The organism is Lentzea nigeriaca (assembly GCF_016907955.1).
Lineage (GTDB): Bacteria > Actinomycetota > Actinomycetes > Mycobacteriales > Pseudonocardiaceae > Lentzea > Lentzea nigeriaca.
In genome coordinates this window covers 95,391-109,698 of record NZ_JAFBCX010000017.1, presented here as the reverse complement: position 1 = coordinate 109,698, position 14,308 = coordinate 95,391, and the positions used below count along the sequence as shown (strand labels likewise).

At 67.0% G+C, this 14,308-nt stretch carries 13 protein-coding genes; 9 read left to right on the top strand and 4 right to left on the bottom strand.

Going from position 1 to position 14,308, the window contains the following annotated elements:
• Positions 1–77: 77 nt before the first annotated feature.
• Positions 78–671: an Rv1733c family protein gene (locus JOD27_RS37355; RefSeq protein WP_204767070.1), complete on the top strand. Its 594-nt coding sequence runs from the start codon at positions 78–80 to the stop codon at positions 669–671.
• 47 nt (positions 672–718) lie between these two features.
• On the opposite strand, the gene JOD27_RS46275 is transcribed toward JOD27_RS37355, so the two are convergent.
• A complete protein-coding gene (locus tag JOD27_RS46275; protein ID WP_307830558.1) occupies positions 719–1,003 on the bottom strand; it encodes a GyrI-like domain-containing protein in 285 nt (94 codons plus the stop codon).
• Positions 1,004–1,023: 20 nt separating this feature from the next.
• A complete protein-coding gene (locus tag JOD27_RS37345) occupies positions 1,024–1,239 on the bottom strand; it encodes a hypothetical protein (protein ID WP_204767068.1) in 216 nt (71 codons plus the stop codon).
• Between the two features lie 132 nt (positions 1,240–1,371).
• On the opposite strand from JOD27_RS37345, the gene JOD27_RS37340 reads away from it, so the two are divergent.
• The 5 genes from JOD27_RS37340 (at position 1,372) to JOD27_RS37320 (ending at position 8,555) form a co-directional block, all read left to right on the top strand.
• Positions 1,372–2,430, top strand: coding sequence for an acyltransferase family protein (locus JOD27_RS37340; protein WP_204767067.1), 1,059 nt, complete (start codon positions 1,372–1,374; stop codon positions 2,428–2,430).
• Between the two features lie 902 nt (positions 2,431–3,332).
• Positions 3,333–4,307 carry a heme-binding protein gene (locus JOD27_RS37335; RefSeq protein WP_204767066.1) on the top strand — a complete coding sequence of 325 codons (975 nt, stop codon included), beginning with the start codon at positions 3,333–3,335 and terminating at the stop codon, positions 4,305–4,307.
• Between the two features lie 7 nt (positions 4,308–4,314).
• On the top strand, positions 4,315–5,340 hold the full coding sequence (locus JOD27_RS37330; protein WP_204767065.1) for a ferritin-like domain-containing protein: 1,026 nt from the start codon (positions 4,315–4,317) through the stop codon (positions 5,338–5,340).
• Positions 5,337–7,421: a LodA/GoxA family CTQ-dependent oxidase gene (locus tag JOD27_RS37325; RefSeq protein WP_204767064.1), complete on the top strand. Its 2,085-nt coding sequence runs from the start codon at positions 5,337–5,339 to the stop codon at positions 7,419–7,421. Before JOD27_RS37330 ends, JOD27_RS37325 begins: the two co-directional genes overlap by 4 nt.
• A 27-nt stretch (positions 7,422–7,448) precedes the next feature.
• Positions 7,449–8,555 carry an FAD-dependent oxidoreductase gene (locus tag JOD27_RS37320; RefSeq protein WP_204767063.1) on the top strand — a complete coding sequence of 369 codons (1,107 nt, stop codon included), beginning with the start codon at positions 7,449–7,451 and terminating at the stop codon, positions 8,553–8,555.
• A gap of 665 nt (positions 8,556–9,220) precedes the next feature.
• Here the strand turns inward: JOD27_RS37320 and JOD27_RS37315 are convergent.
• On the bottom strand, positions 9,221–10,396 hold the full coding sequence (locus JOD27_RS37315) for a PLL family lectin (protein ID WP_204767062.1): 1,176 nt from the start codon (positions 10,394–10,396) through the stop codon (positions 9,221–9,223).
• Between the two features lie 550 nt (positions 10,397–10,946).
• On the opposite strand from JOD27_RS37315, the gene JOD27_RS37310 reads away from it, so the two are divergent.
• Positions 10,947–11,108 (top strand): hypothetical protein, encoded by a 162-nt coding sequence (locus tag JOD27_RS37310; RefSeq protein ID WP_204767061.1) that lies wholly within the window; start codon positions 10,947–10,949, stop codon positions 11,106–11,108.
• Here JOD27_RS37310 and chvE read toward each other — a convergent pair.
• Complete coding sequence (gene chvE / locus JOD27_RS37305) at positions 11,105–12,199, bottom strand: multiple monosaccharide ABC transporter substrate-binding protein (RefSeq protein ID WP_204767060.1); 1,095 nt, start codon at positions 12,197–12,199, stop codon at positions 11,105–11,107. The genes JOD27_RS37310 and chvE overlap by 4 nt on opposite strands.
• Before the next feature lie 296 nt (positions 12,200–12,495).
• On the opposite strand from chvE, the gene JOD27_RS37300 reads away from it, so the two are divergent.
• Positions 12,496–13,467: a lysylphosphatidylglycerol synthase transmembrane domain-containing protein gene (locus JOD27_RS37300; protein WP_204767059.1), complete on the top strand. Its 972-nt coding sequence runs from the start codon at positions 12,496–12,498 to the stop codon at positions 13,465–13,467.
• Between the two features lie 424 nt (positions 13,468–13,891).
• Positions 13,892–14,242, top strand: a complete 351-nt coding sequence (locus JOD27_RS37295) for a VOC family protein (RefSeq protein WP_239570723.1) — start codon at positions 13,892–13,894, stop codon at positions 14,240–14,242.
• Positions 14,243–14,308 lie beyond the last annotated feature (66 nt).

Sequence of the window (14,308 nt, the reverse complement as noted above, 5' to 3'; positions counted from 1 at the left end):
CGGTCTCATCGAGACGACGACGAAGGGCCCTGGGGGGCGTGCCCGCGGCGAGGAAACCTTGACGGCGGAGGTGGACCATGGACACGAAGCCGATCTCCCGGTTGGCTCGTCAGGCGTTTCCCGGCCGCAACGAGCTCGCCACGGCGGGCGATCGGCTCGAAGGCGCGGTGCTCGTGATCGCCGTGCTGGTCGCGTTGCTCGCCGCGCCGGTTGCCGCGGCGACCGGATCGGAGCTGTACGCGACGCAGCGAAGTCAGGTGGCGAGCGAACAACAGACCCGGCACCGCATCGAGGCGGTGCTGATCGAGGACGCCCCGCCGTCGACCTGGACCGCCGAACGCGGCGGAGTGGTCGAGTCCCCGCTCGTGCCGGCCAGGTGGCGAGCTGCCGACGGCGCGGAGCGCCACGGTGCGGTGCCGGCGAACTACGACGCCCAGGTCGGTACCACGGTCCGGATCTGGGTCGACCAGAACGGTGATGTGGCCAAGCCACCCCTCACGGGCGGAGGTGCCGCTTCCACCGCGGTCGCGGTCGCGGTGCTGCTGTGGACCGCGGTGGCGGCCGCCATGAGCCTGCTGTACCTGGCGGTGCGGTTCACCCACAAGAGGATTCGCCTGCGCCGCTGGGCAGGGGAGTGGGAGCGGATCGCGCCCGACTGGACGTCGCGCTGACGACTCTGATCAACTTCTGTCAACGTGCACAGTGGATGCACGGCACCTCAGGCGCCGCCGCGCACCGGTAGGACGATCTCGGTGAGGTGGTCCGCGGGGTCCGAAACAGTGTCCGGCCCGGCGAGGTACCGCTCCCGAAGCGGCCCCGCCTGGTGGTTGCCATGCCCGTGGAGCCACGCGAAGACGACCTCGTACGCCTCGGTCAGGCCCTCGTGGCGGCCTGGGTGCAACGTCCTGGCCGCAAGGCCTGGAGGCCGCCGGGATGCGCGAGCTGCGGTGACCCGGTCGGCACGCCGACGCGAGCGACGTACCCGTACAGCTCGTCGAAACACCCACCGAGCACCTCGATCACTCAGACGGCCACGGGCACCAGCACGGGCCCGACCGCGACCACGAGCACGGCCACGCCGACGACGGCACCGGCACCGGCGACCACCCGGACGACAACCGCTGGCCGCAGCCGCGCGGAACCGGGCTGGAGGTCCTGTTCCGGCGAGGACCGAAGTCGCCGCCGCCGGTCCCTACGCCCCTGTCGGCACGGGCGGGTGGCAGCGGACCCTCCGGTCATGCAGCTCATTCAGCTCGTGCAGCGAGACGAGATCCGGCCCCAGGTCCTCTGTGAGCAGTCGGCAGCGGTTGAAGAGGCGGCGTCCTGGCGAACCGTACGGCCCTGCCGCATGCCGCTACGCCGGACCTGATCATGCGGCTGGCCTGGATCGACCGGCTGAGGATCACGGTCATCGCCGGCGTGGTCGTCGTGCACGTGGCCACCGCGTACTTGTCGGACTTGGCGGGGTGGTACTACGAGGAGCGGACGACTTCCTCTGTCGTGACGGACGTCGCCGCCCTGCCACTGGCGCTCGGGGCGGTCTACGGCCTCGCGCCGCTGTTCCTGATCTCGGGCTGGCTCGCGCGGATCTCGGTCTCCCGGCACGGTGCCGCGTCGTTCGTGCGATCACGGGTGCTTCGGCTCGGTGTACCGGCGTTGGTGTTCTTGCTGCTGGTCGATCCGTTCACCGACTGGCTGGGCGGCACCGGGAGAACGCTGGGAAGCCACCTCGCCGACCCGTTCGGCGAGCGCGACTTCGGTCCGATGTGGTTCGTGGTCGCCCTGCTGGTGTTCTCCACGCTGTACGCGGTGGTACCGCTGCCGCACGGGAAGAGCGGCGTGCGGGTCGTCGTGGCGGTTGCCGCGCTGATCGCGGTGGCGGACCTGGTGTTGTGGCAGTGGGTGGGCTACGCCACTCCGACGTTGTGGAACCTGCAGCTGGCGCACTGGACGCAAGCCGCGGGGATGTTCGTGCTCGGCGCGATGGTGGACCTGGACGACGTGCCGCGGCGATTCTCCGGCGCCTGCGGACGGGTGGCGTTGGCCGCGATCATCGCGCTGAGCGGCACGTGGGCGCTGACGCTGACCGACGACGGGCCGCGAGCGATCATCGGGGGATGGCACTGGAGCGTGGTGGCTTTCGCCCTGCTGGACGGCGTGATCGCGGTCCTCGGGTCGGTCTGGCTGGTGCGGTGGTTCTCCTCGCGGTGGAACGGCGTGGCGGGCGAGGTGACGGTTCGTGCCGGACGAGGTTCCTACGCGGCCTACGTGCTGCATCCGACCGTCCTGGTGCTGTTGTCGCTCGCCGCCCGGCCGCTTCCCTGGCCGCCGGAGGCGAAGTTCGTGCTGGTCGCGGTGGTCGGAGTGCCGTTGTGCTTCGTCGTCGGCTACTTCGTGACGCGAATCCCGGGTGTGCGCCGGGTGGTGTGAACGCCGATCAGCCGAGCCCGCCACGATCGCGGTGACGACTTCGGACGCCACTGCCGGGTCGAACCCGGTGCCGGCGACTTCGATCCCGAACACCACGAGGTGTTCGGGCCGCAGGTCGAGTTCGTCAGCGAGCCGCACTCCGTCGGGAACGCTCGGTCCACGGCGACCGGCAAGCGGAATGGTGTGCGGCAGCTCTGTGCGATACCAACGGCCGGGCTGTGCGGGAAAGCGCGGACGGCGTCGACGATCACCACGGTGTCGGCGTCGGACCAGGCGTGCACCAGGTGTTCCGGATCGCCGTCGCTCACCACCGCGGGCACTCCTGCGGCCAACGCTGCTCGCCCTCTGGGTGACGCGCGACATTCGATTTGTGATGCTTCCGCAGATGATCAACGATGAGAAGAAGAAGCTGTCTGCTGAGCGGAAGGGAAACCGGCGACGCTTTTGAGGAGTTCATGTCCGCCCTTTGCTTGGTCGGCAGCGGTGGTTGTAGACGATTTCTACGTGTGCTTGTCCGTCACTGCCCCTGGTTTTGGAGCGAAGAGCGCGTTCGGACCGTCTAGCGGCACCAACGTCACGTTCGGGCAAAACCGGCTGGCCGCAGACGATCCACAATATCCAGAGGAACGTCTCGCACGGTTGAACAGATCCGCGTCGCGGCACGCTGGGAACTCGGTCGTGTTGGACAACGCGCTGAGTAACGATGTGGGTTCAGGCGACGGGCGACAACCCGGTAGGACAGCCCCTCGTCTGAGGGGTGTTTCCGGCGCGTAGCAGCGGTGCGCCACTGAACGGTGAACGGCCGATCCCGGACGGGTAGGGCCGGTCGATTCCATTGTGGACGACACGGGCCGGCCAGACACTGAGTGGCGCGATTTCCGACGAAAGCACTGGAGCATCTGATGCCACGTAAGGCGGACACCGCGGAACTGTCGATCTTCCAGCAGAAGCTCATCGGCACGTGGACGAACCAGAACCTGCCTGGTACGAACAAGGGCGACAAGAACAGCCCGTACTCGTACAACGTGATGGTGCTGCCGCAGGAGTCGCCGCAGCACGGGATGGATCTGGGGTACATCCTCAAGAACTTCACGTACTACGAGACGATCGAGTTCAAGGGGCCGGGAGCCGTGGCCAGCCCGATCTCGGCACCGAACCGGGGCGGCGTCTACCAGCAGACCCCGTACGTGCTGTTCTACGACCAGCAGATCCGTTTCGCGGAAGGTCCCGGCATCGGCACGATCGTCCACGAGGAGAACGGGGCGTGGCTGCACCTCGCGACCGAGAAGCAGCAGATCGGGCCCTATCCCTACCCGCCGAACGATCCGGCCTACGAGAAGGGCAAACCGCGGCCGCAGCCCCCGGAACGAACGATGTGTAAGCAGATCTCGGTGCCGCACGGGGTGTCGGTCCTGGCGCTGGGAAGCTTCTCGGTGTCCACCGGGGAGCCGAAGATCCCGGACGCCGCGCCGGTCCTGCCGACCCCCGAGGGCATCGACGTCGGTCCGTACCGCGATGAGCTGAACGCTCCCGACAACTACCAGAACCCGAGCCCGATGCTGACCGAGCAGATCCACCTGCCTCTGCAGAACGCGATCGAGGATCTGGCCGCCGCCGGCCATCCCGTTAGCAACTACATCCACTGCCGGGTCGACTCGGAGGACCACGGCGGGAAAGTGGTGAACATTCCCTTCGAGAAGCGGAGGGCGGCACTTGCCGGCTACAGCGCGGAGTACTGGCTCCTGTCGTACGACGGCGGGTCCGACTACGACATCCTCGCGTACACGCAACGAATACTGCTCACCATCCCGATCAACGGGACGATGTACACCTTCCCGCACCCGACGTGCAACGTCCTCACCAGGCGCGAGGTGTAGCGCTGTGGTGGACTCGTTGAGGAGGGACCGGGCGGCGGTGGCGCCCCTCGTGCGCGCCCCACGACCCAAGCGGGTGACGCACTGGACTCTGGCGGACGTGCACGCCCATCTGCAGTACGCCGTGAACCTGGAGATCTGGACGATCCCCTACTACCTGACGGTGATGTACTCGATCAAGGACATCAACCATCCCGTTTACCGGCTGATCCGGTCGGTCGCCAACCAGGAGATGATGCACGCCGAGCTGGCGGCCAACGTCTACAACGCGTTCCAGCCGACGAAACGGCTCGAGATCGGCCCGTTCAACTACTCGAAGGCGGGCGGTGTTCCGCACCTCGACTTCTGGCTGGACGAAAAGGCGGTCAAGAAGTACGGCGAGCCCGATGCCCAGCTCGGCGGCCTGGACCTCGTCCGGCTCGGCACGATGTGCCTGATCGAGTTGCCCGAGTCCGAGCCGCCTCCGCTGGATCCGCACCGGGACCACTACGCCACTCTCGGTGACTTCTACATCGCGCTGCGGTACGGCATGCAGCAGCACGCGGACGACGTGCGCGGCAACCACAACCAGTCCGACCACTTTTCGAGCTTCTACCGCAACCTCAGCCACACCACGGTGACCAAGGACGGCCCGGCCGGGCTGAACCAGGCTTTGGAGCTCATCGACGTGATCACGGAGCAGGGTGAGGGTCGCAACAACGTCGACGAGGACATTCCGTTGCCCTACCAGAACACAGCGGACGGCTACGACGCGGCGGACAGTCATTTCCGGAAGTTCAACGCGATTCGCGACGCCTTCCTCGCGGGTCTGGCCCCCGAGACCTACCACGCCGACCCGACCCTGGTCGGCACCGAACCACAGCGGGTGCTGGCGGAGAACTTCGAGAAGCTTACCGTGTTGATTCAGGACATGTTCAACGGCTGGCCCGACCGTGAGCCGTTCGGCGCGCTCATGCCCACGGTGGGTGGAAACATCCAAGCCTGCTGGCGCCAGGGCGTCGTGCCCGAGTTCTCGGATGTCAGGAGCGGGACATGACCACGTTCAGGGTGCACCCATCGATCGGTTTCGCCCGCGTCGGCAACAGCGACGAGTACAACCTGGCGCCCGAGACCATGGCCGCGCTGCCACTGCCCGACGGAGGCCACGAGACCGCACAGTACGCGGGCACGGTCGGCGGCCTTCCGCTCCGGCTCGACGGGGCCACGATCACCAGCAGCGACGTACGGGACAGCAAAGGCAGGCTGAAGAGGCAGGCCGCCCGGTTCAGGATCTTCGCCTACGACGACGATGCCGTGGGTCGCTACCCGACGAACACCGGCACCGAGATCAAGATCGGGTCGACCGTCGGCGACAAGAAGGTGGCGGACATCGTCTGGACCGTGCACGTCGCCAACAAGAAGGCCAACAGCTACCTGCTCGAGGCGCCGGGGACCTCGGCCCTGTACACGCTCCTGCAGTACCAGAACGGTCGCACCCCGCCCCTGCGCAACCTCGCCGAGGGGGAGTGGTCCAGCAACCCGGAACGAGTCCGGAGACTGACCATCGATCCCGGACCCCGGGCCATCACGGGCACCGCGACTGACCGTGTCGACATGGGCAAGAAGGGCGACGCGAGTTACGGACATGACGCCGAGATCGAAGTCGTGCCGAACTATCCGAAGTCCTTCCCCGACGACAGGTTCTCACCGCTGTACGAACCGTTCGGGCGCATCGACACGCTGGGCGAGTTGGTCACCGACCAGGACGGACGCCTGCACGTGGTCGCCGCGTTCGGCCGGACCGCGGCCTGGTGCCCACAAGGCTCCTCCGTGCACTACCCGCTGAACTCCGACGTCGACAACGACGGCTGGTTCGACGACACGGCCGACGGGCCGGTCAACGCCACCCTCGTCTTCACGGACGGCACCACCAGCGACGTGGCCGGGGCTTGGGTGATCTCGACCGACCCGGGGTTCGCCCCGCAGACGCTGAACGTCATCTCACTGTGGGACGACATCTACGACACGTGGGTACGCGAGTTCGCCCTCGAACCCGACCTGTTCAGCGACGGCAAGTTCAACACGGACTACCACCCGGACTTCGGCCAGCAGATCAACCCGATCTTCCAGGCGACTCGGGTCCAGCGGTGGAACACCAACCTGCCGGAAGGCGCGATCCAGGCGCACGAGGCAGTGGGGCGGATCACCGAGGACGACGACCCCGCCACCACCATCCTGGCCGGGTTGGGATATGTGCGGAATCCGAATGCCCCGAAGCAGCACGCGACTGGCGCGCCGCTCATGCCGCTGTCGCTCGGCGACTCCGGAGACTCACTCCTGTCAGTCAGCAAGACGCAGTACTTCTTCCTCGAGCAGTGGGACGCGAAACGCGTGACCAAGAACCGGCCTCCGCTCGGACCGGGCGAGTACCTCGACAAGGCGTCGTTGATCAACTGCCTGGGCGGGCGGTTCAGCCCAGGGATCGACATGACGTTCCCCGTGCGCCTTCGCGAGACCTGGAACGACGACTGGAAGACCCACGGTCCGTTCCGGGTCCGGCAGAAGGTCCTCGACTACTCGAAGCTGCCACCCTCCGACCTGCCCGTGCTGGGGGAAGGCTACGTCCCCTACCGCACGGACGTCCCCCGGCATCAGGCCGGCGATGGGCTCGAGCCGGGCGACCACTCCAAGTTCATGTCGGTCCCGTGGCACACCGACTACAACTCCTGCGCCACCCACGAACCGAACCCGAACCCGCCTGGGAACACCACGCTGTACTGGTCGTGGCCGGCTCAGCGCCCGGTCGCCGTCAACGTGGCCACCGACACGCGCCCGCCCGGCGAAGGCGTGTCCGAGAAGGACGATCAGCTGCCGGGCCAACGGTGGTCACTCCGAGGCCCTGGGACGAACTCCCTGAACGAGGCGAACACCGGCCGTTTCCAGGAGCGCGAGGACATCATCCTCAACTGGTGGCGGATCGGCACGATCGTGCAGCGAACCCAGATCGAGGGCCTGGAGAACCAGGACGCGATCGACAAGCTGCCTTCGGACACGTTCCTCGAGGTGGCGAGCCTGTTCGAGGAGGACGGGACGTCCTTCGTTCCTCAGTGGCCGATCAACAGGCGAGGGGGCGACTAGCCGGACGCGCGAAAGGATCACCGACACGTGCCGGAACCGACCTTCGTCATCCTCGGTGGTGGACCGGCGGGGTGCGCTGCAGCCATCGCGCTGCGCCAGTCCGGTGGTGGGACCGTGGTCGTCGCGGAGAGCGGCGCATACAGGTCCGACCGGATAGGGGAGAGCGTCCCGCCTGACATCCGCCGGCTGTTCTCGCGCCTGGGCCTCCTGGACGCGTTCGAGCTGGAGGGACACGAGCCGTGCTACGGCAGTTGCTCCTCATGGGGCGACTACGTCCTTGGCTACAACGACTTCACCGTCAATCCCAACGGGACGGGTCTCCACCTCGACCGCAGACGTTTCGACGCCTTCCTGGCACGGCGGGCGAGCAAGGCCGGCGCACATCTGGTCACGGGCGCACGGTTTCGATCGGTGCGGCCACACACCGGCGAACCGGCGTTCGTCGTCGAACTGGAGACCTCGGCCGGTGTCCGTCAACTGAAGGCGTCGTTCGTGGTCGACGCCACGGGCAGCAGGGCGCGCCTCGCCCGCAACCTCGGCGCCCGGCGGCTGGTCCACGACCGGTTCTTCTGCGCGACCGGCTACTTTCACCTGCGCGACAAGGCAGAGCTGACGCAACTCACGATGCTGGAGGCCGTCCCCGACGGATGGTGGTACGCGGCGCGCCTGCCAGACAGGCGCATCGCCGTCGCGTTCGCCTGTGACGGCGACGACCTGAGGTCCGCGACGTTGCACGAGAGCACGTCGTGGCTCAGACGGCTCGGCCAGACCGCGTTCCTGGCTCCGGCCCTGTCTGAGTCCTTCTACATTCCCGGCAGCCTCAGGGTGTGCCCGGTGCCGTGTTTCGTCCTGGACCGCCCCGCGGGTCCGCACTGGCTCGCCGCGGGCGACGCCGCCTCATCGTTCGACCCGTTGTCCGGACAGGGCATCCACAAGGCGCTGTCGAACGGTCTGGCGGCGGCGGACACGATTCGGGCGTGTCTGGACGGGGACGGCACGGCAACCGAACGGTACGCCGACGGGATTCGGCAGTCGTTCGACACGTTCCTCGCCCAGCGGTACGCGTTCTACGCGCAGGAGCGGCGGTGGCCCGAAGCGACCTTCTGGGAGCGCCGCCGGGAGCCACGTCGATGACGGACCTCCCGATGGACAGCGACACACCTGGGCCGTTGGCACCTGTCGCAGCCGGAGCACCAGGCCCGGTGCGGCCATCCCAGCTCGCCACCGTCGGCAGGTCTGCGTAGCGGAGTAGACGTCCGTTCATCTGTGCGCCGTGGTGTTCGACGTGCTGAAGCAGGTGCTACATCAGGGGGAGAGAGACGGGTTGCGGTCTTTGGACCGCAGTGCCGGGGCGCCGCCGCAGTAAGAAAAACGGCTGTACCCCAGGAAGTTCCGACCCGCCAACCACGGGCCGCGGTCGGATTCTGTGAGGTGGCGCGAAACTGGGCCGCCACGCACCGGTGTTGCCGAGGCCTATTTTCGATCGGTGGCCACTCGATCCCGCGGAGGGTCTTCCGGTGGCGGCTCGTGGCCTCGGGCTGCCCCGCCTGGCGAAGCCCGCTGCGCGGCGCCGGGCGCGAGCGCGGTCAATTCTGGTCAACGTCCACAATGACCCAAGACACGTGCCCTGCAACAAAGGAGCCACTCGCGGCGGCGCGGTCCGCGAAGCGAACTCACCAGTCGCCGAGACCAGGCCGGGTGAGAATGGCTCCTCTTCCGCAGACTCGGCGTCCTTCGTCGCGCCGGCCAAATGCCGGTCGGCGCCGGACCTTTCGGCCCGGCGCCGACTGCGGCTTCTTTCAGTTCGCGTTCTGTGCGGTGTCCAGTTCGTCTATCCAGCCGCCGAGCGAGGCCCAGCTCGACCAGCCGCTGTTGGGTGCGGTCTGCCAGATATGCCAAAGGCCTTTGTCACTACCGCGGACGAAGACCTCGAGCCTGCCGTCCTTGTTCGAGTTGACCGCCAGCCGGTCTATCCAGCCGCCCAGCGACGCCCAGCCGGACCAGCCGCTGTTGGGTGCGGTCTGCCAGATGTGCCACAGGGCGTTGTCGGATCCCCTGGCGAAGACCTCGAGCCTGCCGTCCCCGTTCCGGCTGACGGCGAGTTGGTCGATCCAACCGCCGAGCGAGGCCCAGCCGGACCAGCCGTTGTTGGGTGCGGTCTGCCAGATGTGCCACAGGGCGTTGTTCATACCGATGGCGAAGACCTCGAGCCTGCCGTCCCTGTTGCTCCCCACGGCGAGTTTGCTGATCCAACCGCCCAGCGACGCCCAGCCGGACCAACCGCTGTTCGGCGCGGTCTGCCAGATGTGCCACAGGGCGCTGTTTCTGCCCGTGGCGAAAACCTCGAGCCGGCCGTCCTTGTTGTTGCCGACGTCGATCTGGTCGACGAAGCCGCCGAGCGAGGCCCAGCCGGACCAGCCGTTGTTGGGTGCGGTCTGCCAGATGTGCCACAGGGCATTGTCCGAACCCCTGGCGAAGACCTCGAGCCGGCCGTCCTTGTTGTTCCCGACGGCGATCCGGTCGATCCAGCCGCCGAGCGAGACCCAGCCGGACCAGCCGCCGCCGGGCGATGTCTGCCATTTGTGCCACAGGGCCCCGTCGAAGCCGCGGGCGAAGACCTCGAGCCGGCCGTCGGCATTGCGGCCGACTTCGAGCAGGTCGATCCCGCCGCCGAGGGGACCCCAGCCGGACCAGCCGTTGTTGGGTGCGGTCTGCCAGATATGCCAAAGGCCTTTGTCACTACCGCGGGCGAACACCTCCAGCCGGCCGACGGGAGCGGCCGCGGCATTTTCTTCCTGCGCGACCGCAGGAGAAGAGGTGCCGCCGGTGGTGACGAGCGTCGTCACCATTGTCAGCGCCGCCAGGAAGCCGAACAGGCGGCGGCGCGCAGCAAGTGGTTCGTGGCGGTATACCGACCTTCCTGGCAGCGATCTTGCACGTTTAAATGACCCTGGCTGGACATCCTGTTTCGTCATTCTGCTGTTTCCAGTCCCGTCTGCCGCGATCGATTTTCGTCGATCATTTTTGGTGTGACAGTACGTAGCGATCCTGTCGCGCCCCAAGTCCCCTACACAATTACCCGTTCCGGTTGACAAAGAACGCCTGATTGAGTGACGCCGACAACGGACTGGTAAACAGTGAGGTGATCTCGCCAAGGGGATTCTTGCGCTGAAGACCTGACGTCGTCACAGAGCACTCGGCCGCACATGACTGCCAGAGGATGGGTCTGGAGCCTCGGTGACAAGGTCTGCCACAACGGCTGCCGGTACCGCACCGAGCTGTTCGTCCACTCCCAGGGCACGAGCGGACGGTCGAACTCCAACTACGCCTCCGCCGGGACCATCAAGATCAACCAGGCAGATCGGTCACACCTGCACGAGATGTCCGCCCCGTCGTATGACAAGGGCAACGGATTCCTGACCGTCCAGTCCGGACCGTGTTGGTTGTCGACGAGCAGCCCTTGGCTTCGAGCAACTGACCTGGTACGAGCACGGCGACGAAGGCGGACAGGCCGATCGCGTCGAGGTGGACGCGATCGGCCTGTCCGCCAATGCGACCGTCTACCTGTGCGGCCCGATCGCGTTCATGCGCGACGTGCGTGGCCGCCTCCTCGGTCGTGGCATCTACGCCGACGACATCAGGTACGAGGTGTTCGGCCCTGGGCATGCTCACCTGGTGCCGCACTAGCGGAGTTGGTCGTCGGTGTAGTACCCGGACTCCACGAGAACCTTGTGGTAGTTGGCTTTGGTGACGCTGACGGGGTTCAGCAGGAAGGCCGGGACGACCTTCACGCCGTTGTCGTAGTCGTTGAGATTGTTCAGCTGCGGCGGCGTCCGGCCCTTCAGCACCGCGTCGGCCATCAGCGCCGTGACGGTCGCCAGTTCGCGGGTGTCCTTGTAGATCGTCGAGTACTGCTGGTCCGCGATGATGGACTTCACCGAACCCAGCTCGGCGTCCTGGCCGGTCACGATCGGGAAGACTGGGCCGTAGCCGTTGTTCTTCAGCGCGGTCAGGATGCCGAGGGAGATGCCGTCGTACGGCGAGAGCACGCCGTTCACCTTGACACGGCGGTAGGTCGTGGTGAGAAGGCCTTCCATGCGCTTGCGGGCGGTCTCGCCGTCCCACCGCGGTGTCGTGACGGAATTGAAGTCCGTCTGGCCGCTCCGCACCACCAGCGTGCCGGCGTCGAGGTACGGCTTGAGCACGGACATGGCGCCGTTGAAGAAGAACGTCGCGTTGTTGTCGTCCGGCGAGCCTGCGAACAGCTCGATGTTGAACGGACCCGCCGCGGCGCCGGGCTGGCCGTCGCCGGTGCGCAGGCCGAGCCCGGTCAGCAGCGACTCGGCCTGGTACACGCCGACCCGGAAGTTCTCGAACGTCGCGTAGTAGTCGACGTACGGGCTGCCGCGCAGGAGCCGGTCGTAGGCGATCACCGGGATCCTGGCGTCCGCGGCCCGCTGGAGCGGCTGGGTCAGCGCGGAACCGTCCACCGACGCGATGATCAGGAGCTTCGCGCCGTCGGCGATCTGGCTTTCGATCTGTTTCGCCTGGTTCGGCACGTCGTTCTCGGCGTACCGCAGGTCGACCCGGTGTCCCTGCTTCTCCAGGTCGCGCTTGATGTTCTGGCCGTCGTGGATCCAGCGCTCCGACGACGTCGTCGGCATGGTGACGCCCACCAGCACACCGTCGCCGGTCCCGGCCTGCTGAGTGGTCGCCGGCGCGCCGCACGCCGCGACCAGCAGCACGACCACGGGAAGCACTGCTCTCACTGACCTCATGCCCGCTCCTCGCGCGGATCAACATCGTTGTTGACGATCGCCACGGTTCCCGGGGCGTGCCGGAGCACGGCGTTCGGGTGAGCCGCGCATCGAGCGGGTGTGAACGCTAACAAGTGACGGTCTGCCGATCAAGGGATGACGTGGATGGACAACCGGCGGTTGTCCACGCCGACCACCGGGAGCGACACGGACCCCTGGTTGTTGTGCCGGTGAGGCGGTGGGTTTACCGTCACCGAAACGGAACTATTGCGTCTAGTAAGTGTCGGGAGAAGTGGATGAGACGTTGGTGGAGACCAATGCTCACCGCGTTGGCACTCGTTGCGGCGGGCGCACTGGTGTATCGGTCGCTGCCGAAGATGTCCGACCTGGTGCCGGTCGTCCGGACGGCCGACGCCGGCTGGCTGTTGGTGGCGCTGGTGGCCGAACTGGTCTCGATGAGGATGTTCGCCCGCCAGCAGTGGTGGCTCTTGCGGGGTTTCGGAGTGTCGCTGAGGATCTGGCGCTCGATCGCAGTGACTTACGGGCGTTCGGCCATCGCCATCAGCATGCCTGCGGGGTCGGCGGTCTCGGCGGGCTTCGCCTTCAAGGCTTTCCGCAAGGCAGGGGCGAGCACCGAGGTCGCGGCGACTGTGCTCCTGCTGTCCGGGGTGTTGTCGACGGCGGGTCTGGCATTGCTGTGCCTGTTCGGATTCCTCATCCTGCTGGCGGAGCACCCGCAGGACACCTGGCGGACGCACCCGGTCGCCTCGGTGGTCGCGGTGGTGATCCTGGTCGTCCTGCTGCTGTTCGCAGTGTGGGAGGCGATCTGTCGGCGCGGGCCTGACACACACGGCGTCCCCGGATCCGAGGACGACTGGACGTCGAGCGGCTGGCGGGCGAGCGCGCGGCACGCGGTGACGGCGATGGTGACCCTGCCGACGCGCTACCGGCGCGGCGCCCTCGTCTTCGCGATGGTCAACTGGCTGGCCGACCTGTGCTGCCTGGCCGCTGTCGCGCAGGCGTTCCACCTGCCGCTGACCTTCTTCGAGGTGGGCACGGCATACGTGGTCGTGCAACTGGTGCGCCAGGTGCCACTGACGCCCGGTGGGATGGGCATGATCGAGGCGAGCCTGCTCGCCGGGCTGATCGCGGCGGGTGCGCACCAGGCGCCTGCCGCGGCCGTCGTCCTCGGCTACCGGCTGTTCTCCTGCTGGCTGATCATCCCGGCGGGGCTGTTCGCCCTCGCCCTGCTGCGCGCTCAGGCCGCTCGGCATGCGCCGATCGGTTGAGGCGCACGTGCATCCGGCGACGTGGGGTCCGGTAACGGGCGCGCACTGTGATGCGCTGGGGCTGAAACTTGCGGACTTCTCCCGTGTCCTAATAGGACTACAGCCCTCGGCGTTGTTGATCAACCGCCGTACCTGTTGCTGTTGAAGGAGGAAGAGGGCCCTGCCGTGCTGTTCGCGGTGGACGGGCCCATGACTGAGACATGAGCCTCAGGCGTCAGCGGATGTAGGCGGCGATCGCGGCGTTCTGCTCGGGGTGGCTGTGGTGGTGGGTGCCGGTGAGAGCGGAGTCCGTGACAGTCAGCGGTTTCGCGAAATGACTACGCTGATCGTGAGCGATGACGGATCGCCGTCGGCTCCGAACTGGCAGTCGGCCGTTGGACGGCCTTGACTTGCGGGGCAACGGCTTCGCGAGGCATTGTGGGCCATGTTCAGCGGCGCGCATGTGATCCTATACAGCCAGGACGCCGAGGCGGATCGGGCTTTCATCGCGGACGTCCTTGGGTTCCCTCACGTAGATGCCGGACACGGATGGCTGATCTTCAAACTGCCGCCGGCCGAGGTAGCCGTCCACCCGACCGACGGGGTACCGCAGCACGAGTTCTACCTGATGTGCGACGACCTGGACACGGTGCTGACCGACCTGGCCGCAGCCGGTGTCGAAACAACTCGACCGGTGACCGAGGCGCGGTGGGGCCGACTGACCGCGGTACGGATGCCAAGTGGAGCCGAGCTGCCCTTGTATCAGCCGCTTCATCCCATCGCGCACAACCTGTGACCAGACTCAGCGCGCGGGTACGGGTTCAGGTGAGGGCTTTCGCCTGAGCAGCTCGTACACCCACGA